The following is a 20,207-nucleotide window of genomic DNA, read 5'->3' as shown; positions in this document are numbered from 1 at the left end:
GGCCTAGGTCAATCTCGTGAGATCGACGCGCCCGCGCGAAGCAAAAGGTCGAAGTCCTTCCTGACCTTCCGCGACGTCTCCTTGAGATGCGCTTCCAGCACAGCGAAATCCGGCAGGTCGGTGACCGCCAAGAGCAGATCCGAAAGCCCCGGCGGGACATCGTCGCGCTGGAACTCGCCGGTGAGGCAAAGCCTGATCATCTGGGTCAGCGCCAGATAGAGCCGGTAGGCCTCGCCAAGCTCTTCACGCACATCGGCGGCCGCGAAACCGGGGGCCAGCCGCGCCAGCACGTCCGCCGTCGCCGTTGCCCGCCTGCCCGGTTCGATCCCGCCGGTGATGACCGCGACCTGGGCAATGAATTCCAGATCGATGAGCCCGCCGGGGATCAGCTTGATGTCCCAGAGATCGCGCGGCGGCTTCTCCTTGTCTATCAATCCCCGCATCTCGGAGGCATCCGCCTTCACTTTGGCGGAGTCGCGCGGCTGCGCCAGCACCGCGGCCACCTCGTCATCGAGTTCGGCGCAGAGTTCGGCGTCGCCGCCGATGGCGCGGGCCCGCGCCAGCGCCATGTGCTCCCAGGTCCAGGCATCGTGACGCTGATATTTCTTGAACGCGTCGATATGGGTGGCGACCGGCCCCTTGTTGCCTGACGGGCGCAGACGCAGGTCCAACTCATAGAGCACGCCTTCAGCCGTCGGCGCCGCAACGGCGGCGATCAGGCGCTGCGTCATGCGGGTATAGTAGTGCGAAGGCGCCAGCGGCTTCTCGCCGTCGGAGTCCTCGGCGTCCGGGTCATGGTCGTAGAGCAGGATGAGATCGACATCCGAACCGGCGGTGAGCTCGCGGCTGCCGAGCTTGCCCATGCCGAGCAGGGCCACCCTGCCGCCTTCGATCCTGCCGTGGCGCAGCGCGAATTCGGCGATCACCGCTTGAAGTGCCGCCCCGATGGTGAGGTCGGCTAGGTCCGAAAAGGCGCGCCCCGCCCGCGCCGGATCGATAGAGCCGGCTAGCAGGCGCACGCCGATCAGGAATTTCTGCTCTGAGGCGAAGATGCGCAGGCGGTCGAGCACATCCTCATAGGCGCGGTCGCCGTCGACGAAGGCGGCGAGCCGCGCCGAGAGATAGGCGCGTTCAGGGAGTTCTGTCAGCAGCGCCGGATCGAGCAGGCCGTCAAAGACGTGCGGGCGGCGCGTGATAATGGCGGCAAGCCGTGGCGCCGCGCCCATGATCGTTGCCATCAGCTTCAGCAGCGCCGGGTTCGACTGCAGCAGCGAGAAAAGCTGGATGCCAGCCGGCAAGCCGGCGAGGAACTCGTCGAAGCGCATCAGCGCCTCGTCGGCGCGCCGCGTCTGACCGAAGGCTTTCAGCAGCGCCGGCGTCAGTTCGGTCAGCCTCTCGCGCGCCTCCGCCGACTGGGTGACGCGGTAGCGGCCGAAATGCCAGCCGCGGATGACGCGGCAGATGTCGCTCGTCCGCTGGAAGCCCAGGCGATCCAGCGTCTGCAGTGTGTCGGGATCGTCGACATCGCCGGTGAAGACCAGGTTGCCGACGCCGGCCGAGAGTTCGGGCGCGGTTTCGAACAGCGCCGCATAATGGCGCTCGACCTGCTGTAGCGAGGCGCGGAACGCCTCCGTGAATTCCACCTCGCCGGCAAAACCCAGCATCAGCGCGATGCGTTCCAGTTCCTCGTCGCTGTCCGGCAGGATGTGCGTCTGCTCGTCCGCCACCATCTGGATGGCGTGCTCGACACGGCGCAGGAACCAGTATTGGCGCGTGAGCGCATCGCGCGCATCGGCGGTGATCCAGCCGCGCGCGGCAAGCGCTGCCAGCATCGGCACCGTCTCGCGGCCACGCAGTTCGGGAAACCGGCCGCCGGCGATGAGCTGCTGGGTCTGGACGAAGAACTCGATCTCGCGGATGCCGCCGCGGCCGAGTTTGACATTGTGGCCCTTCACCGCGATCTCGCCATGGCCCTTGTGGGCATGGATCTGACGCTTGATGGAATGGACGTCGGCGATCGCCGCGTAGTCCATGTATTTGCGCCAGACATAGGGCTGCAATTCCTTGAGGAAGGCCGCGCCCGCGGCAAGGTCGCCGGCAACCGGCCGCGCCTTGATCATGGCGGCGCGTTCCCAGTTCTGGCCGCGCGCCTCGTAATAGCGAAGTGCTGCCTCGACCGGGATCGCCAGCGGCGTCGAGCCGGGATCGGGGCGCAGCCTCAGATCGGTACGGAAGACGTAGCCGTGCTCGGTGCGGTCCTGCAGGATGCGCACGAGACGGCGGGTAAGGCGCGCGAACAGCTCCGTCGCATCGAGCGGATCGACGATTGCCGGCGCCTCCGGATCGAAGAAGACGACGAGATCGATGTCGGAGGAAAAATTCAGTTCATGCGCGCCGAGCTTGCCCATGCCGAGTAGAATCCAGCCCGAATCCTTGGCCGGTTCCACCGGATACGGCAGTTTGAGCTTGCCTTGCCGATGCGCGTCGAGCAGCAGGAAATCGACGGCGGCGCGTGTGCAGGCGTCGGCGAGATCACTGAGGCGGCGCACCGTCACGGAGGTCTGCGCCTCGCCTGAAAGATCGGCCAGCGCGATCAGGAAATGCGCTTCGGCCTTCCATTGCCGCAGCGCCTTCATCAGGCCCGGTTCCGATGCATCGTCCGCCTTGGCCGCACCGCCGATCGCCTCGCCTATGGCGCCGAGCCGCGTTTCGATCGTCTGGTCGAACAGCGTGTCGAGAATTGCCGGCCGGCGGCGCGCCACATCGCGCAGGAAGGGCGAGAGGTCGAAGACGGCCGCCAGCGTGTCCTGCAGCGGCCCTTCGCCCGCCAGGAATGCGGCGAGACGGGAAAGCCCCTCTTCCTCGGCGGCATCGGCGATTTCCGACAGTTCGCGCCGGGCACGATCGGCATCCAGCGGCCGGAGCGCCAGTGTCGGGCTAAGCCGCCATTCGACCTTCTTCTTCGCCATTGTCCTCGCCATCAATGCGTCTCCCGTAGCGGGAAACTCATGACCACGGACAATCCGGGATTGGCGGGCAAAAGATCAAGCCGTCCGTTGTGGAAAGTCATGATCGCCTTGGCGAGGCTGAGGCCCAGGCCCGAGCCCGGTTGCGAGCGGCTCTTTTCCAGGCGCACGAAGCGCTCGGTGGCCCGGGCACGGTCGGCGTTGTCCGGGATGCCGTGGCCGTTGTCGGTGACGGTAAGCTTGATCTCGCTTCCGGCGCGTTCCAGCGCCACACGCACTTTCGGCGTCTCGGCAGCGTCGGTCGAGTATTTGATGGCGTTGTCGACGATGTTGGACAGCGCCTGGCCGATCAGCTCGCGGTTGCCGTTGATCGTGAAGGCCGCGGGTGCGGTCGCCTCCAGCGTGACGCCCGCTTCCTCCGCCACCGGCTCGTAGAGCTCGACGACATCGCTCACCGTGGCGGCGAGATCGACGGGACCGGTCTGTTCCGAGGAATAGCCGGCCTCCAGGCGCGAGATCATCAGGATGGCGTTGAACGTCTTGATGAGCTGGTCGGACTCCGTGATCGTGCCTTCCAGCGCCTGGCGGTAGTCTTGCGTCTTATGCCTGCCGGCAAGCGTCGCTTCGGCGCGGTTGCGCAGCCTGGTCAGTGGCGTCTTCAGGTCATGGGCGATGTTGTCGGAGACCTGCTTCAGCCCCTCATTCAGCATGGCGATCCTGGCCAGCATCGAATTGAGATTTTCCGACAGGCGGTCAAATTCGTCGCCGGCGCCGGTGACCGGCAACCGTCCGGACAAGTCGCCGCCCATGATCCGGCGGCTGGCGTCCGAGACGCTGTCGATGCGCTTCAGCGCGGCGCGCCCGACAAAGAACCAGATCAGGATGCCGCCCAGGCCCATCATGCCAAGCGCCAAGGTCAGCGAACGGCGGATGACGGCGCGGAAGCGTTCGGGCTCCCCGAGGTCGCGGCCGACCAGCAAGATCATCTGGTTGGGGAGCCTCAGCACCAGCGCGATGGCGTTGTGGCCCTTCTCACCCTCGGACTGCGCGCCGCCCCCGCCGGCCTGCGGCGCGGTCTGGTCTCCGCTGCGCAACCGGTCGAGCTCGCCCTCGCCGAAGCGCTGGTAGGAAAAGGGTTCGGTCGTCCAACCTTCCGTCTCGATGACCCCCGGCTCCAGGCTCTGCACGTTGCCGGTCAGGATCTGGCCGTTGGCATCGGCAATCAGGTAGAGGTTGGCGCCGGGCTGGCGCGAGCGGCCCTCGACCACGCGCACCAGCAATGGCAGGCCGCCGTTCTGGTAGGCGCGGCCCAAACCTAATATCTCATCATTGATGGTGTCTTTGGTTTGCGTGGTCAGCATGCTTGCCGACAGCGACGTCATGTAGAAGACCAGCAGCACGGCGCAGAGAGCGAAAAGCAGGAAATACAGCGCCGAAAGCCGAGCCGCCGTCGTCCTCATGATGGCCGGCAGGGAAAGAGCCATGATCGGCCTTACCCGCCTTTCAGCATATAGCCGGCGCCGCGGATCGTATGCAGGATCGGCTTGTCGAAGCCTTTTTCGATCTTGCCGCGCAGGCGCGAGACGTGGACGTCGATGACGTTGGTCTGCGGATCGAAATGATAGTCCCAGACATTTTCCAGAAGCATGGTGCGCGTCACCACCTGGCCGGCGTGGCGCATCAGATATTCGAGCAGGCGGAACTCGCGCGGCTGCAACGTGATCTCGCGCCCGGCGCGCTTGACCGAATGCGACAGCCGGTCGAGCTCCAGGTCGCCGACGCGGTAGACGGTCTCGGACTCGCGCGCGCCGGCGCGGCGGTTCAGCACCTCGACGCGGGCGAGCAATTCGGAAAAGGCGTAGGGTTTGGTGAGGTAATCGTCGCCGCCGGCGCGCAGTCCGGTGACGCGGTCGTCGACCTCGCCCAGCGCCGACAGGATCAGCACCGGCGTGGTGTTGCCCCGAGAGCGAAGTGCCGCGATCACCGACAGGCCGTCGCGGCGCGGCATCAGGCGGTCGATCACCATCACGTCATAGTCGCCGGCATCGGCAAGCGCGAATCCGGTCTCGCCGTCGCCGGCGACATGGGCGGTGTGCCCCGCCTCGGCGAAGGCTTTCTGCAAGTAATCCGCTGCCTCGCGATCGTCTTCCATGACGAGAATCTTCATGGGACCGTTATACGCGATTTCATTGGAAGTTTGAGGGGCAGCCATTCTTCTTGCCTTGCCTTCATTAGTCGCATGTCTTCTTCCCGAAACCGGTGCCCACTTTTGGGCGACATGCGTTTCGTTCCGCATGTCGTGATCCCAAAACCGGTGCCCACTTTTGGGCGACATGCGATAAAGCGGCAGCGGGTGATGGGAAACCCGCTGCCGCCAGGAGCGAAACACGGTGACTGACTTACGTGCTCGGCCCCATGTTTTCCCGGCGACGGCTCGGGGGTGTTGATGCCGCCGCAGGGAAAAGTCGCCAGGGCAATTCCAGGAAAAGTGTGAAGCGGTTTTCCTGAAATTGCGTCAAACGAAGCTAAAGATCAGCCCTTGCCGACAGGCAGCGCCACGAAGCGGTTCGAGTCGTCGCGGGTGATCTGCATCAGCACCGCCTTGCGGCCGGCCTTGGCGGCATCCGTCATGGCCTTCGACACGTCGTCGGTGGTGTTCACATCGTTCGAGTTGATCGAGGTGATGACGTCGCCCGGCTGGATGCCGCGGTCGGCGGCGTCGCTGTCGGGATCGACGTCGGTGACCACCAGGCCCTTGCCGTTTTCCGCCTTGGTGACGGTCAGGCCAAGATCGGCCAGCGTATCGGCCTTGGCGGCGGGCGCCGACTGCTTGTTGTTGTCGTCGTTCGAGGCCTGCTTGTCGCTTGCGGGCAGCGTGCCGAGGTCGACCTTGACCGTCTCGTCCTTGCCGTTGCGCCAGACGGTGACATCGACCGATTTGCCCGGCGCGAATGCGCCGATCATGCGGGCGAGTTCCTTCGGCGAGGCGACATCCTTGCCGTCGATTTGGGTGATAACGTCGCCGGCGACGATGCCTGCCTTCTTGCCCGGACCGGCATCCTGGGCGCTGGAGACAAGCGCGCCCTTGTCCGATTTCAGGCCGAGAGATTCGGCGATGTCGGAGGTGACGGGCTGGATCTCGACGCCGAGCCAGCCGCGCTGGACGGAGCCGTTCTTCATCAGATCTTCGACGACCTGCCTAGCGGTCGAGGCCGGGATGTCGAAGGCGATGCCGACGCTGCCGCCCGACGGCGAGAAGATGGCGGTGTTGATGCCGATCACCTGGCCGTTGAGGTTGAAGGTCGGGCCACCCGAATTGCCGCGGTTGACCGAGGCGTCGATCTGGATGAAGTCGTCATAGGGGCCGGCGCCGATATCGCGGCCGCGGGCCGATACGATGCCGGCGGTGACGGTGCCGCCGAGGCCGAACGGATTGCCCACGGCAACCACCCAGTCGCCGATGCGGATCTTGGAATCGTCGGCGAAGTCGACATAGGTGAACTTGTTGCCGCCGCCATCGACCTTCAGCACGGCGAGGTCGGTGCGCGGATCGGTGCCGATCAGCTTGGCGTCGAGTTCCTTGCCGTCATTGGTGACGACGGTGAAGTCCGAACCTTCCGAGACGACGTGGTTGTTGGTGACGAGGTAGCCGTCCTCGGAAATGAAGAAGCCCGAACCTTGAGCGACCGGGCGCGGTTGGCCATTGCCATGGTTGCGGTGGTCGAAGCGGCGCATGCCGAACTGGCCACCCTGGCCTTGATCGCCGAAGCCGCGGAACTGCTTGAAGAACTGGCGCAGTTGCGGATTGTCGGGCAGGTTGTCGAAGCCGTCCTGATCGTCGGAGCCGTCGTCGGCCGTCGGCTGGATCTTGGCCTTGACCTTGACGCTGACGACCGCCGGCGAGACGCGCTCGACGACATCGGCGAAGCTCGGCATCTGCGGGGCTTCGACACGCACGGCATCGGCCAGCACCGGTGCGGTGCCGGTGGCGAGCGCGCCCGCGCCGACCGCACCGATAACGGCCAGGGACGCTGCAGCCGCCATCAGACGCTTGCGGGTGCGGGAGTATGAATTGGGGGCAATATTCATGGGGTTCTTATCCTCTATCGACGCGGATGCGCTCAGGCGAAGCATCCTCGGGCAAGAGGATTAGTGAGCCGCACATTACGGGGCCATTTCCGGTACATGAAAGTTTTGTAATGTTGGCGACGATGACCACGGGTCTGCCGCGCTCGAATGCTTGGTAGAAGTACCTGCGGCGTCGTCATTCCAGGGCGAAGCAGGAGCAAAGCTCCGTCGCGGAGACTCTGGGATCCATGCCGTTACCTGGCGCGAGGGCTGCCACGGAGCAGAATTCTGGACGGCCGCGACGCCTCGAAGTCACGGAATGGATCCTCGGGTCTGCGCCGTGTCGCTTCGCTCCTTGCTCCGCCCGTGGATGGCGACGCACGGGGGGTTCGACCAACCTCAGAGGTCTGCAATTCGTGCGTCAGTTATGCAATATCTTTTCAAGCGCCGTTTGTTCCTCGGCGCTCAGGGTGCTGTCGTCCGCCGCTGGACGCCGCGACCGGGCGCTCAACAAGATGAACAGGCCGCCGGCCAGAAGCAGGAGCACCGGCGTGCCCCACAAAAGCGCGTTGCGCAGGCTGAAGGGCGGCTTGAGTAGCACGAACTCGCCATAGCGCGAGACGATGTAGTCCATCACCTGCTGGTCGGTGTCGCCGGCGACAAGGCGCTGGCGCAAGAGGATGCGCAGGTCGCGGGCAAGGTCGGCATCGGATTCGTCGATCGACTGGTTCTGGCAGACCATGCAGCGCAGGCCTTCGGACAGCGCGCGCGCCCTCGCCTCCAGTACCGGATCCTGCAACACCTCGTCCGGCTTCACCGCCAAGGCGGAGCCGGCGAAGAACAGCGCCAGCAGCAGGACCAGCGGGGCGAGTGAAAACCTTGCCCTCATGTCGGGCTCGCCAAGGCGGCGGCTGGCTTGCGCCGCCTTGCCGGCGCGCCGACGCGCAGGCGGCGGTCGAGCAATGACATGGCAGCGCCCGCCATCATCACCAGGCCGCCGCCCCAGATCAGCGTCACCAGCGGCTTCCACCAGAGGCGCACGACGACGGAGCCATCATTGTTCTCGTCGCCGAGCGACAGATAAAGCTGGCTCAAGCCCAGCGTCCTGATGCCGGATTCCGTCGTCACCGTCTGGCGCACCGGATAAAAGCGCTTGGCCGAGGTGATCTCGCCATCTTCATTGCCATCCGAGATCAGCAGGAAGCGGCCGCGATCCTCGGTGAAGTTCGGGCCTTTCCGCGGGGAGAGCCCTTCGAAGCGCAGCGTGTGGCCGGAGAGCTCCACCGTCTCGCCGGGGCGCATCGAGAGGATTTTCTCGGTGCCGAAGCAAAGCGTGCCAACGATGCCGAGCATGGTCAGCCCAAGGCCGAGATGGGCAAGCGCCGTGCCGAAAACCGAGCGCGGCAGGCCGGCGAAGCGGCGTAGCATGACGGCCGGCGCCACAGAGCCGACACCGGATTTGACGGCAAGGTCGGTCAGCGCGCCGGCAACCAGCCAGACAGCGAGACCGACGCCGAGCGCGGCGAACACCGAGGCGCCGTCGATGAACAGGCCCGTGACCAGCATAGCGGCGATCGCCAGCGCGAAGGCCGCCATCAGACGTTGCGAGGCGGCAATCACATCGCCGCGCTTCCAGGCGAGTAGCGGGCCGAACGGCACGATCGCAAGCAGCGGCAGCATCAGCGGGCCGAAGGTCAGGTCGAAAAATGGCGCGCCGACCGAGATCTTGCCGCCGGTCAGCGCCTCCAGCGCCAGCGGGTAGAGCGTGCCGACGAGCACGGTTGCGGTGGCGGTGGTCAGGAAGAGGTTGTTCAGCACCAGCGCACCCTCGCGCGAGATCGGGTGGAACAGGCCGCCCACCGTCAGCCGCGACGCTCGCAGCGCAAACAGCGCCAGCGAGCCGCCGATGAACAGCGTCAGGATGCACAGGATAAAGACGCCGCGCGCCGGATCGGTGGCGAAGGCATGCACGGAGGTCAGCACGCCGGAGCGCACCAGGAAGGTGCCGAGCAGCGACAGCGAGAAGGTGAGGATCGCAAGCAGCAGCGTCCAGATCTTGAGCGCCGAGCGCTTTTCCATGACGATGGCCGAATGGAGCAGCGCGGTGCCGGCGAGCCACGGCATGAAGGAGGCGTTCTCGACCGGGTCCCAGAACCAGAAGCCGCCCCAGCCGAGCTCGTAATAAGCCCAGTAGGACCCCATGGCGATGCCGCCGGTGAGGAACATCCAGGCGACCAGCGTCCACGGCCGCACCCAGCGCGCCCAGGAGGCGTCGATGCGGCCTTCGATCAGCGCCGCGACCGAGAAGGAGAAGCAGATAGAGAAGCCGACATAGCCAAGATAGAGCATTGGCGGATGGATGGCGAGCCCGAGGTCCTGCAGGACCGGGTTGAGGTCGCGGCCTTCGATCGGCGCCGGATTGAGGCGGGTAAACGGATTGGAGGTCGCCAGGATGAACAGGAAGAAGGCGGCGCCGATCATGCCCTGCACAGCCAGCACATTGGCTTTCAAAGTTGCCGGCAGGTTGTTGCCGAAGACGGCGACAAGCGCGCCGAAGAAGGTCAGGATCAGAACCCAAAGCAGCATCGAGCCTTCGTGGTTCCCCCAGGTGCCGGTGATCTTGTAGATCATCGGCTGCAGCGAATGGGAGTTCTCCCACACGCTCGCCACAGAGAAGTCGGAGCCGGCATAGGCGCTCGCAAGCGCGGCGAAGGACAGCGCAGTGAGCGCAAAGCCGGTGACGGTGACCGGACCGCCAACCGCCATCAGCCGCTGGTTGCCGGTGCGGGCGCCGACGAGCGGCACCAGCATCTGCACCAGGGACAGCGCAAAGGCAAGAACAAGGGCGAAATGTCCGGTCTCTACCATTGTCAGTTCGTGCTTTCCTGCCAGACGCCCTTTGCCTTCAGGCCGTCGGCGACTTCCTTGGGCATATAGCGCTCGTCATGCTTGGCCAAAACGCTGTCGGCGACAAACACGCCGTCGGGTCCGAAAGCGCCCTCGGTGATGACGCCCTGCTCCTCGCGGAACAGATCGGGCAGGATGCCGGTATAGGTGACCTTGACCGATTTCTGCTCGTCGGTGACCGAGAAGGCGACGGTGGCGCCCTGCCCGCGCACGATGGTGCCCTTCTCGACCAGACCGCCGAGCCGTATGCGCTGCCCGGGCGGCACGCTTGCTGCGGCAAGATCGGCCGGCATGTAGAAATAGGACGCCTTCTGTCCAAGCGCATAGAAGGTGAGCCCGGTCGCGGCGGCGAGGAAAGCCAGCCCCGCCAGGATCACAGACATTCGCTTCTGCTTGCGCGTCATTGCCTTACTCCGTCGCCGTCACGCCGAGCGAGGCGGCGAAGGCGGTGAATTTCTTGGCCTGTTCGCTGTCCGCCCCAAAGGCGGCGACAGCGCGGCCGAGCGCTTCGCGCGCCTGGTCGGCCCTGCCGAGCACGACATAGGAACGAATGAGGCGCATCCATCCTTCCTCGTCGTGGGGATTCTGCTTCAGGCGATCGTCGAGGCCCGCGACCATGGTCTCGATCATCGCCTGCCGGTCCTGCGGCGACATCTGCCGCGCGGCTTCCACCTGTTGCGCATCCGGCCCATTCGCCGGTGTACCCGAGGCGACGGCCGGCTCGCCCGCCTCGCTCAGCGCCTGCTGGACGGCGCTGCGCCAAAGCGAATCCGGCGCAAGCTGGCCGAGCATCTTTTGCCAGGCGGCAACAGCGTCGGCCTTCTTGCCTTCCTGGGCGAGGCCGACCGCCAGGTAGAAATTCGCCTTGGCGTTGGCCGGATCGAGCTTCAGGGCCGCCTCGAAGGCATTTTGAGCGTCGGCCGAAACGATGCCGCCGGCCGCACTCGCGATCGCCTCGCCGAGGCCTGACTCGCGCACCGCGCTGTCGCCGTCGAGGCGGATGGCGTTGCGGTAGGCAGTCACCGCGTCAGGGAAGCGCTGCAGGCGAAGATAGATCGGCGCCAGAATGTCCCAGCCCTTGCCGTCAGACGGATTGGCGGCAAGGTGGGCTTCCGCGCGCGCAACCAGTTCGTCGACCGAGGAATCGGCCGGGTTCTTGGCGAGACGTTCGGCCAACGGCTGCGAGGGCAAATCGGGAGAGCCGAGCACCCCGTAGAGCCCCCAGCTCAGCAGCGGAACCGCAAGCACGGCCACGCTGGCGACCAATCTTGCGCTGCGCGAGGGGCCGGGATTGGCGGCGACCGTTCGCTCGGCCGTGCCGAGACGCAGGATGCGGCGGCCGATCTCGGCACGCGCTTCTTCAGCCTCCCCCGGCTGGATCAGGCCGCGCGCCATGTCGCGGTCGAGCTCGGAAAGCTGGTCGCGATAGACTTCGAGGTCGTGATCGCCCGCCGGCGACGCGCCCTTCATACCGCCGGCAAGCGGCAGAAGCACCGCCAGGCTGGCGCCCAGCGTGAGGATTGCGGCTATGACCCAGAACAGCATGGCTCTTCCAATAAAGGCAGAGCCTTGCCCTGCCAACACAAGCATACTGCGACGCTTTGACGGCCGCACCGTCGGCCGTCGGCCGTCGGCCTGATTTCGTTCGAAACCTGTCAGGTCAGCGGCGTCCAGCTGCCGTCGGAATTGCGGCAAGCGGTGCCACGCGCGGTGACGCCCGCGCCGCTGGTGTAGACGGTGTGGGTGTACTGGCGGCAATCCTGCGAGCCGACCCGGTAAGGCTGGGCGGCGACGACTTCGCCATAATGCGAGGAGTTGTCGCTCTTCCACGTCACCTTCTGGCCGCTGGTGTTGTATTCCAGCGCCTTGTATTCCGCTTCCAGCCCCTTGCGCTTTTCGGCATCGCTGAGGCCCGAGCCGATCGATCCGCCGACAAGCCCGCCATTCATCGCCGAGACGATGCTGGTCGACACCTTGCCGCCGGCGGGCGGCGTCGAAACAGGCGTGACCGGGGAGGTTGGACCACCCCTGCCCAGCGTCGTGCAGCCGGAAACGGCGAGCAGGGCGGAAACGAGCGCGACGCGGATCTTCATGCCGGCAACCGGTCCTCTCGAGCGGGATGGAACTGGATGGACTGGGGGCCGCGCCATCAAAGGATTTGCACGGCCATAGTGTTGATATTTGTCGGAAATTTGACCACCAGCGGCCAGACGCAAATCGATAAAAAACATCAATGAAGGCTCCGCAATCTCACCACCGCCCTCAAGCCGCCCATGCCGGACCGTTCCAGCGCCAGCGAGCCTCCATACTCGTTGACGAGGTCTGCGACAATGGCCAGCCCGAGCCCTGTTCCCGGCTTCGTCTCGTCCAACCTCTTGCCACGCTTCAACACTTCCCGCGCGCTGTCCTCGGGAATGCCAGGGCCATCATCCTCTATAACGATTTCAAACAGGTTGCTCATTCCCGGCGAGAGCGCGACCGAAACAGCAGCGGCGCTCTTTGCCCATTTCATCGCATTGTCGAGCAGATTGCCAAGCAATTCCTCCAGATCCTCGCGCTCGCCGGCAAAGACGATCTCGGCCGGCGGCAGCGACAGCGTCAGCCGCGTTTGCGGGTTGAGTTTCTGCAGCACGCGCACCATGCGCTCGACCAGCGGCGAAACCGGCGTGCGGAAAACGACGCTGTCGCGCTGCGCGGCGACGCGGGCGCGCTGCAGATAATGGTCGACCTGCTTCTGCATCGAGGCGGCCTGGTCGGCGATCAGCTGGCCCTTGGCGCCGCCGAGCGCGCGGCCCTCATTGATCAGCACGGCTAAAGGCGTCTTCAGTGAGTGGGCAAGATTGCCGACCTGGGTGCGCGAGCGCTCGACGATGCGCCGGTTGTTCTCGATCAGCGCGTTGGTCTCGCTGGCCAGCGGTTCGATCTCGGCCGGGAAGCTGCCGTCGAGGCGCTGCGCCGTGCCTTCGCGCACCATGGCGAGCGCATTGCGGACCCGGCGCAAAGGCTGGAGCCCCAAGAGGATGGCGATGGCGTTGATAGCGATCATGCCGACGCCGAACAGCGAGAGATAGGTGAGCAGGCGGCGCTGGAAGCTGGCGATCTCCTGCTCGAGCTCGCTGTGGTTGCCCATGACGCGGAAACGGGCGGCGCGGTTCTTGGCGTCGAGAACGAACTCGCTTTCGAACACCGTGAGCTCCTCGCCCTTGATACCTTCGGTCGAGTAGCTGCGCTGGAAGGTGGCGTTGAAGGGAACCTCGGCAACGCTGGGCGACAGGATCGACGTCGTCATCGAGGAGGAATGGATCTCGCCATGCACGCCTTCGGAGGCAGGCTCCACCGACCAGTACCAGCCGGAATTCGGCTCGGAAAAGCGCAGGTCGCCGAGGTCGGGCGAGCCGGTCAGCGCGCCGTTGTCGGAAATGCCGACCGAACCGATCAGGTTGAACAGATGCGCCGAAAGCAGGCTGTCGAAGCCGCGCTCGCTGGCCTGGCGGTAAAGCGTGGTGATGAGAGTGAAGATGACGACCAGCGTCAGGATCGCCCAGATGGTCGAAAAGGCGATGACGCGAAAGGTCAGCGAGCGCGGCCAAAGCCGCAGCTTCGAAGGCCGGGGGCTTATGGTTGGCTGCAGCGGTTCCGCGTCACGCCTCCGGTTCACGCATACGATAGCCCATGCCACGCACGGTTTCGATCATGTCGATGCCCATCTTCTTGCGAAGCCGGCCGACAAACACCTCGATGGTGTTGGAATCGCGATCGAAATCCTGGTCATAGAGATGCTCGACCAGCTCGGTGCGCGACACCACCTCGCCCATATGGTGCATCAGGTAGGCGAGCAGCCGGAATTCATGCGAGGTGAGCTTGAGCGGCACCCCGTTCACATCGGCCTTGGACGCCTTGGTGTCGAGGCGCAGAGGCCCGCAGGTGAGTTCCGACGAGGCATGGCCGGCCGCGCGCCGGATCAGCGCCCGCACCCGCGCCAGCACCTCCTCGATGTGGAAGGGTTTCGTCACATAGTCGTCAGCGCCGGCGTCGATGCCAGCCACCTTGTCGCTCCAGCGGTCGCGTGCGGTCAGGATCAGCACCGGCATCTTGCGGTCGCCGCGGCGCCAGCGCTCGACGACGCTGATGCCGTCCATCTGCGGCAGGCCGATGTCGAGGACGACGGCATCGTAAGGCTCGGTGTCGCCAAGGAAATGGCCCTCCTCGCCGTCATAGGCCCGGTCGACGACATAGCCGGCATCGACCAGCGCATCGGCCAACTGCCGGTTGAGATCCTTGTCATCCTCGACGACGAGCACGCGCATGGTTGAAGCCTGTTGTTGGGTAGACGTATAGGCCGATTCCGCCGGCCTGGGAAACGACAGGGTCAGCCCGCCGGAACGACGATTTCCGAGCGGCGCGGACGCTGGCCGTCCTTGCCGGGGACGAGCACGACGATGACGCAGACCTGCTGGCCGCCTCGCGTTGCCTGCGACGCCTTGGCCAGCGTGCCGCCATTCTGCGCAGCGACCTGCTGGCCGATGGCATAGCAATCACCAGTGGCGAGCACGACCGGCTGATCGACCGACGGCTCGACGAGCGGCAGGGCGATCGCCTGCGACGCAAAGAGGCCGGCTGCGGCAAGCGCCAGTACTGCTTTGCGGAGAGGAGGGCCAAGGTTTTTCATGATCACGGTTCTAACGCATACGGGCTGAACGTGAAATGAACAGTGAACGGCCGAAAATCCATGCCCGCAATACCCCCTGCGCGAGTGCCGATGCCGGGGCTCCCTCGAGCCGGGCTTTGAATTCATAGCCGGAAAACCATTCGATCCGCTACGCTTTTTGGATGCGGATTCTCCGCCCTGCCCTAGCTAGTGTAGGACAGCCCGCACCAACCATAGGAGCATGCGATGGCGCGCGAGGATATCGCCGATCTCTACCGGGACTACATCGCCTGCCTGAACGACCAGGATTGGGGTAATCTCGGCCGCTTCGTCGGCGAGGAGGTTCAGTACAACGGCGAGACGATCGGGCTATCGGGCTATCGCCGCATGCTGGAGAGTGATTTCGAGGCCATTCCCGACCTGCGATTCAATATCGAACTGTTGATTTCGGAGCCGCCGCGCGTGGCGGCCCGGTTGCATTTCGACTGCCATCCCAAGGGCATGCTGTTCGGCCTGCCCGTCCACGGCAAGCGCGTTTCTTTCGCCGAGAACGTTTTCTACGAATTCCACGACAGCCGCATAAGCGAGGTCTGGTCGGTCATCGACAAGGCCGCCATCCAGGCGCAGCTTTAGGTATTTGTTTTACGCAATTGCGGACGAAAAACCGCAACGCACTTTCCTGGAATTGCGTAGCGCCAGCTTCTCAGGCTGCGTCCTGGGTCAACGCGCGGAAGCGCAGCAATCCATGATGGACCGCAAGGTCCTCGTCGTAGCGGGCTTCGGCGAATTCCAGCGACAGGCGGGTCTGGCCGCGCGAACCGATGGAAAACGCCGCGCCATCGAGGCGCGACCTGATGCTGTCCATGATGAGGCGTGTCTCGGCCTCGCCCTGGGCCTTCGACCAGATGTGAAAGGTGACGAGTTGGTCACTGTCATCGTCGGCGCCGGTCTCGAGGTCAAAGGCGCTGGTGCGGCCGTAAGTGACGTTGGGAAATGCCGCTTTGTCGCTTGCGCTTTCGAGCAGGCCGATGCCGCCCAGCAGCGCCGACAGCGAGGCGTCGGTCTTCAGCCGCAGGAACAAGGCCTGCATCAAATCGTCAGGCGTCGTCATTTCTCTCCCTTCGCCACCAAGCCTTCGCGGCGCAACGTAACCACCTTCAACTTGCGGCGCCAGATCACGAGGCTTCCGCGACCAGCCGGTCGCAGGCCTGACACCGTCTACATCTGTCGGATAGCGTGCGGCAATCAAAAGACGTCACAATCCAATTCAGGCGAAATAGGCCCCAATCAGCCGAAATCGGCGGCGGTCAGCACATATATGCTCTTGCGAGTGCGGGCGTAGGCCTTGCTGGCGACGTCATGGATGGAGCCGGAAGCCGTGTCGAAGGCCGCCAGATAGGTTGCTTCGGCGGTCGCCGTTCCTGGCGGTGCATTGGAAATGGCATCCGCGGCGACAGAGAAGGAGATCTGGAACATGCCGTCATGGCCGACGAAGCGAATTCGTCTGCCAGCCTCGTCATAGCTGCGGCTTCGGTTGGGGAATGTAAGGCTCATGATTTTACCTCCGTCGAATCGGCCTTCTTCACCGTCCGCGGTGCCCGCTTCTTTTTCGGCGCAGGGTTCAAGGCTTCGGCAACACGGTCGGCCTCCTCCTTGGCCAGCCGCAACTCCCTCAGCCTTGCCGTCTTGATCGTCCTGGCCTTCGCCTCAGACAGATACTCAGCCGTTGCCTTGTTTCGCTCCACAGTTTTCTTCTGCTTTTCCAGGAAGCGGGCTTCAGCTTTTTCCATAATGGTTTGACTGCCTTCGGCCATCGTCGAAATCTCCTTTTTACGGCTGGCGCAGCGAAATGAATTCACCTGTTAAGATAGTTATTCACAACTGAAATTTCAATTTTCTAGATATTTTGATCCGTTCGAATCACTGGATCCGATCTTCAAATTAATACTTTTCAATATTTTCCGATGCCCACGAATAATTTTTGGCACTCCTATCTATCGAGTGCCAGCAGGTCTATAAGAAGGCAGCAGCCAGCTATGGCGGCCCGAACTGGAAAAAATCATGCCCGCCAAGGAAATTAAATTCTCCACCGATGCCCGCGACCGCATGCTGCGCGGCGTCGAGCTCCTCAACAACGCGGTCAAGGTGACGCTCGGCCCCAAGGGCCGTAACGTCGTCATCGACAAGGCCTACGGGGCGCCGCGCATCACCAAGGACGGCGTCACTGTCGCCAAAGAGATCGAGCTCGCCGACAAGTTCGAGAACATGGGCGCGCAAATGGTGCGCGAAGTGGCCTCGAAGACCAATGACCTTGCCGGTGACGGCACTACCACAGCCACGGTGCTGGCCGCTTCGATCCTGCGCGAAGGTGCCAAGCTCGTGGCCGCCGGCATGAACCCGATGGACCTCAAGCGCGGCATCGACCAGGCGGTTGCGGCTGTGGTCAAGGAAATCCAGGCGCGGGCCAAGAAGGTCAAGTCCTCGGGCGAGATCGCGCAGGTCGGCACCATTGCCGCCAATGGCGACGACACCGTCGGGGCCATGATCGCCAAGGCGATGAACAAAGTCGGCAATGACGGCGTCATCACCGTCGAGGAAGCCAAGACCGCCGACACCGAGCTCGACGTCGTCGAGGGCATGCAGTTCGACCGCGGCTATCTCTCGCCCTATTTCGTCACCAACGCCGACAAGATGCGCGCCGAGTTGGAGGAGCCTTACGTCCTCATCCACGAAAAGAAGCTCGGCAACCTGCAGGCGCTGTTGCCGATCCTGGAAGCCGTCGTGCAGAGCGGCAGGCCGCTGCTGATCATCTCCGAGGACGTCGAGGGCGAAGCGCTGGCGACGCTGGTCGTCAACAAGCTGCGCGGCGGCCTCAAGGTAGCGGCCGTCAAGGCGCCCGGCTTCGGCGACCGCCGCAAGGCTATGCTGGAAGACATTGCCGTGCTCACCGCCGGCCAGATGATATCGGAAGATCTCGGCATCAAGCTGGAGAACGTCACCCTCGACATGCTCGGCCGCGCCAAGCGCGTGCTGATCGACAAGGACACCACAACGATCATCGACGGCGCCGGCAGCAAGGCCGACATCCAGGCGCGCATCGCCCAGATCAGGGGACAGATCGAGGAAACCACATCCGATTACGACAAGGAAAAGCTGCAGGAGCGGCTGGCCAAGCTTTCCGGCGGCGTCGCGGTAATCCGCGTCGGCGGCGCCACCGAGTCTGAGGTCAAGGAAAAGAAGGACCGCATCGACGATGCGCTGAACGCCACGCGCGCCGCTGTCGAAGAAGGCATTGTTCCAGGCGGTGGCGTGGCGTTGCTGCGAGCCAGGTCGGCCCTGGCCGGACTGACGGGCGCCAATGCCGATGTGACGGCCGGCATTTCGATCGTGCTCAGGGCGCTCGAGGCGCCGATCCGCCAGATCGCCGAGAATTCCGGCGTCGAAGGCTCGATCGTCGTCGGCAAGCTGTCCGACAGCAAGGACCCCAATCGGGGTTTCGACGCCCAGAACGAAATCTATGTCGACATGATCAAGGCCGGTATCGTCGACCCGGCAAAGGTGGTGCGGACCGCACTTCAGGACGCCTGTTCGATCGCGGCGCTGTTGATCACCGCCGAGGCCATGATCACCGACATACCGGCCAAGGATGCAGCGCCTTCTCCCGGCGGCGGCGGCATGGGCTACTAAAGCGTGTCGCGCTGAAACGGATTCAGGCGACACGCTTTAAGTCTTTGTTTTTATGCATGTCGTTGTCCCAGAACCGCTGCACACTTCTGGGCGACATGCATTAACCAATCCCTGCCGCAAGCAAGCTTTGCGACAGCAGGCGCCGACAAGCTCGACCGCTGATCCGGATACCAACCAAAAGGAAGGGATCGACGAATGATCACGTTCGCACCGAAGCCGATTGCCGCGCCGACGACTGAAGCAGCCGAGGAGAACCGCTTCGATCGTATCCGCCGGCTTGCCGCGGAAAAGCACCGGAAAGCCGATGCCGAGACTGTGCGCGAGGACCCGCAAAAGGTCGGCGACAAGCGCCCAATGTAATGGGCGCTTGTCGCGGTCACGACACCGGGGCGGCGCCGCCTTCCTTGGTGCGCCGCGCGATGAACTCGTCGAGGACATCGGCGGTGGCGGCAGCAGTCGGCGGCGGCTGAAAGTCGGCGAGAATCCGCTTCCAGATGCCGGTCGCGCGCTCGGTCGCCGTCTTCGAGCCGGACTGCGTCCAATTGCCGAAATTCGACCAGTCGGCCACCAACGGCTCGTAGAAGGCCGTACGGTAGCGGGCCATGGTGTGGGTGGCCGAGAAGAAATGACCGCCCGGCTGCACTTCGGCGATGGCCTCGAAGCCGATGGCATCGGCATCGCCCGGCGTGCGCGCGCAAAGCTCGGCGATGGTCTGCAGCGCCTCGATGTCGGTGATCAGCTTTTCCAGGGAAACGCTCAGGCCGCCTTCCAGCCAGCCGGCGGAGTGGATGCAGACGGTGGCGCCCGCAAGCACCGAGCCCCACAGCGCGAACTGCGTCTCATGCGCGGCCTGCGCGTCGGAAATGTTGGCGGCGCTGCCGCCGCCGGAGCGCCAGGGCAAGCCGGTGTAGCGGGCCAGTTGGCCGGCCCCCAGCGTCGCCTTGATATGTTCCGGCGTGCCGAAGGCCGGAGCGCCCGACTTCATGTCGACATTGGACGAGAATGAGCCGTAGACCACCGGCGCGCCGGGCCGCACGATCTGGGCAAGCGTCAGGCCGGCAAGCGCTTCGGCATGCTGCAGCGTCAGCGCGCCGGCGACCGTGATCGGCGCCATCGCGCCGGCCAGGCAGAAGGGCGTGATGATCAGGACCTGACCGGCCTTGGCGAAATCGATGATGCCTTGCGCCATCGGGATGTCCAGTTGGCGCGGCGAGTTGGTGTTGATGACGGTGTAGCAATAGGCACCGGCGCGGAACTGATCCTCGGATAAACCGCGCGCCAGGCGGATCATCTCGAAACCATCCTCGACCTGCGGCGCGCCGCGCGCGAAGACGAACGGGAACTTGTCCGACAGCGTCAGTTGCGCCCGGTTGGAGGCGTAGTGGCGCAGGCGGTTGTCGATGTCCTGCGGCTCGACGCAGGGGCCGAGCATATGCAGCACGTCGAAATGCTGGATCAGCTTGATGAATTCCTCGAAGGCGGCGAGCGTCCCCGGCCGGCGGCCGCGTTCGAGATCGGTGACATTGGGGGCGCCGGATCCGGCCAGGAAGGTCATCGAGCCGAGCTCGAGCGTCAAATCGCGCGAGCGGTCGCCGCCGAGGGCGGGGATCGAGCGCGGCGCCGCGGCGAGCGCGGCCTCGACCATGTCGCGGCCGATCTTCACCATCTGGCTGTCCTCGTCGACCAATGCACCGGCCTTGGCGTAGATCGCCCGCGCCTCGGACAGCAGCACCTTGATGCCGAGATCTTCCAGCACGCGCAGCGCGGTATCGTGGATGGCCGCCACCTGGTCGTCGGAAAAGATCGGCTGCGGCAGGAAGGGGTTCTTCAGCGACCGGTAGTTCGGATGACGGCTCGACTCGCTGCCCGCCTCGCCGGTGCGCCCCCGCCGGCGCTCGCGCCTGAGATCACGTGCGGCCTCGTCAATCATG

General features: G+C 64.6%; 19 protein-coding genes. 3 read left to right on the top strand and 16 right to left on the bottom strand.

Going from position 1 to position 20,207, the window contains the following annotated elements; translation table 11 throughout:
• Window positions 1–8: 8 nt before the first annotated feature.
• The 12 genes from YU3_RS0103030 to YU3_RS0102975 all read right to left on the bottom strand — a co-directional run bounded on the left by YU3_RS0103030 (window position 9) and on the right by YU3_RS0102975 (window position 14,610).
• Entirely contained in the window at window positions 9–2,981 is a 2,973-nt protein-coding gene (locus YU3_RS0103030; protein WP_027164856.1) for a bifunctional [glutamine synthetase] adenylyltransferase/[glutamine synthetase]-adenylyl-L-tyrosine phosphorylase, read from the bottom strand.
• The gene (locus tag YU3_RS0103025) at window positions 2,981–4,450 is read right to left on the bottom strand and encodes a HAMP domain-containing sensor histidine kinase (protein ID WP_027164855.1); all 1,470 of its coding nucleotides are present in this window, start codon (window positions 4,448–4,450) and stop codon (window positions 2,981–2,983) included. Before YU3_RS0103025 ends, YU3_RS0103030 begins: the two co-directional genes overlap by 1 nt.
• Window positions 4,451–4,458: 8 nt before the next feature.
• Window positions 4,459–5,133, bottom strand: a complete 675-nt coding sequence (locus YU3_RS0103020) for a response regulator transcription factor (protein ID WP_027164854.1) — start codon at window positions 5,131–5,133, stop codon at window positions 4,459–4,461.
• Window positions 5,134–5,498: 365 nt separating this feature from the next.
• Window positions 5,499–7,055, bottom strand: coding sequence for a Do family serine endopeptidase (locus YU3_RS0103015; protein WP_027164853.1), 1,557 nt, complete (start codon window positions 7,053–7,055; stop codon window positions 5,499–5,501).
• 400 nt (window positions 7,056–7,455) lie between these two features.
• A complete protein-coding gene (locus YU3_RS0103010; RefSeq protein WP_027164852.1) occupies window positions 7,456–7,923 on the bottom strand; it encodes a cytochrome c-type biogenesis protein in 468 nt (155 codons plus the stop codon).
• Window positions 7,920–9,902: a heme lyase CcmF/NrfE family subunit gene (locus YU3_RS0103005; RefSeq protein ID WP_027164851.1), complete on the bottom strand. Its 1,983-nt coding sequence runs from the start codon at window positions 9,900–9,902 to the stop codon at window positions 7,920–7,922. The genes YU3_RS0103010 and YU3_RS0103005 overlap by 4 nt, the downstream gene beginning before the upstream one ends.
• 2 nt (window positions 9,903–9,904) lie before the next feature.
• A complete protein-coding gene (ccmE, locus tag YU3_RS0103000; protein WP_027164850.1) occupies window positions 9,905–10,345 on the bottom strand; it encodes a cytochrome c maturation protein CcmE in 441 nt (146 codons plus the stop codon).
• A 4-nt stretch (window positions 10,346–10,349) separates the two neighbouring features.
• Entirely contained in the window at window positions 10,350–11,486 is a 1,137-nt protein-coding gene (gene ccmI / locus YU3_RS0102995) for a c-type cytochrome biogenesis protein CcmI (RefSeq protein ID WP_027164849.1), read from the bottom strand.
• Window positions 11,487–11,596: 110 nt separating this feature from the next.
• Window positions 11,597–12,034, bottom strand: a complete 438-nt coding sequence (locus YU3_RS0102990; protein WP_027164848.1) for a hypothetical protein — start codon at window positions 12,032–12,034, stop codon at window positions 11,597–11,599.
• Between the two features lie 137 nt (window positions 12,035–12,171).
• Window positions 12,172–13,599 carry an ATP-binding protein gene (locus YU3_RS0102985; protein ID WP_027164847.1) on the bottom strand — a complete coding sequence of 476 codons (1,428 nt, stop codon included), beginning with the start codon at window positions 13,597–13,599 and terminating at the stop codon, window positions 12,172–12,174.
• Window positions 13,583–14,248: a response regulator transcription factor gene (locus YU3_RS0102980; RefSeq protein WP_027164846.1), complete on the bottom strand. Its 666-nt coding sequence runs from the start codon at window positions 14,246–14,248 to the stop codon at window positions 13,583–13,585. Before YU3_RS0102980 ends, YU3_RS0102985 begins: the two co-directional genes overlap by 17 nt.
• Before the next feature lie 62 nt (window positions 14,249–14,310).
• Window positions 14,311–14,610 carry a hypothetical protein gene (locus YU3_RS0102975; RefSeq protein WP_027164845.1) on the bottom strand — a complete coding sequence of 100 codons (300 nt, stop codon included), beginning with the start codon at window positions 14,608–14,610 and terminating at the stop codon, window positions 14,311–14,313.
• A gap of 225 nt (window positions 14,611–14,835) precedes the next feature.
• Between YU3_RS0102975 and YU3_RS0102970 the strand changes: the two genes are divergently transcribed.
• Entirely contained in the window at window positions 14,836–15,222 is a 387-nt protein-coding gene (locus YU3_RS0102970) for an ester cyclase (protein ID WP_027164844.1), read from the top strand.
• A 70-nt stretch (window positions 15,223–15,292) separates the two neighbouring features.
• On the opposite strand, the gene YU3_RS0102965 is transcribed toward YU3_RS0102970, so the two are convergent.
• The 3 genes from YU3_RS0102965 to YU3_RS0102955 form a co-directional block, all read right to left on the bottom strand.
• Window positions 15,293–15,700, bottom strand: a complete 408-nt coding sequence (locus YU3_RS0102965; RefSeq protein WP_027164843.1) for a DUF3168 domain-containing protein — start codon at window positions 15,698–15,700, stop codon at window positions 15,293–15,295.
• A gap of 176 nt (window positions 15,701–15,876) precedes the next feature.
• Window positions 15,877–16,143: a DUF1488 domain-containing protein gene (locus YU3_RS0102960; protein ID WP_027164842.1), complete on the bottom strand. Its 267-nt coding sequence runs from the start codon at window positions 16,141–16,143 to the stop codon at window positions 15,877–15,879.
• On the bottom strand, window positions 16,140–16,403 hold the full coding sequence (locus tag YU3_RS0102955) for a hypothetical protein (protein ID WP_027164841.1): 264 nt from the start codon (window positions 16,401–16,403) through the stop codon (window positions 16,140–16,142). Before YU3_RS0102955 ends, YU3_RS0102960 begins: the two co-directional genes overlap by 4 nt.
• A 247-nt stretch (window positions 16,404–16,650) precedes the next feature.
• Between YU3_RS0102955 and groL the strand changes: the two genes are divergently transcribed.
• Together groL and YU3_RS41160 are read left to right on the top strand one after the other, a co-directional pair.
• Complete coding sequence (gene groL / locus YU3_RS0102950) at window positions 16,651–18,276, top strand: chaperonin GroEL (RefSeq protein WP_027164840.1); 1,626 nt, start codon at window positions 16,651–16,653, stop codon at window positions 18,274–18,276.
• A gap of 195 nt (window positions 18,277–18,471) precedes the next feature.
• The gene (locus YU3_RS41160; protein WP_198021626.1) at window positions 18,472–18,636 is read left to right on the top strand and encodes a hypothetical protein; all 165 of its coding nucleotides are present in this window, start codon (window positions 18,472–18,474) and stop codon (window positions 18,634–18,636) included.
• A gap of 16 nt (window positions 18,637–18,652) precedes the next feature.
• Here the strand turns inward: YU3_RS41160 and YU3_RS0102940 are convergent, their stop codons facing one another.
• Window positions 18,653–20,206 (bottom strand): trimethylamine methyltransferase family protein, encoded by a 1,554-nt coding sequence (locus YU3_RS0102940; protein WP_027164839.1) that lies wholly within the window; start codon window positions 20,204–20,206, stop codon window positions 18,653–18,655.
• Window position 20,207 lies beyond the last annotated feature (1 nt).

Source organism: Mesorhizobium sp. WSM3224, assembly GCF_000427725.1.
Taxonomy (GTDB): domain Bacteria; phylum Pseudomonadota; class Alphaproteobacteria; order Rhizobiales; family Rhizobiaceae; genus Mesorhizobium.
This window is presented reverse-complemented; position numbering and strand designations above follow the sequence as displayed.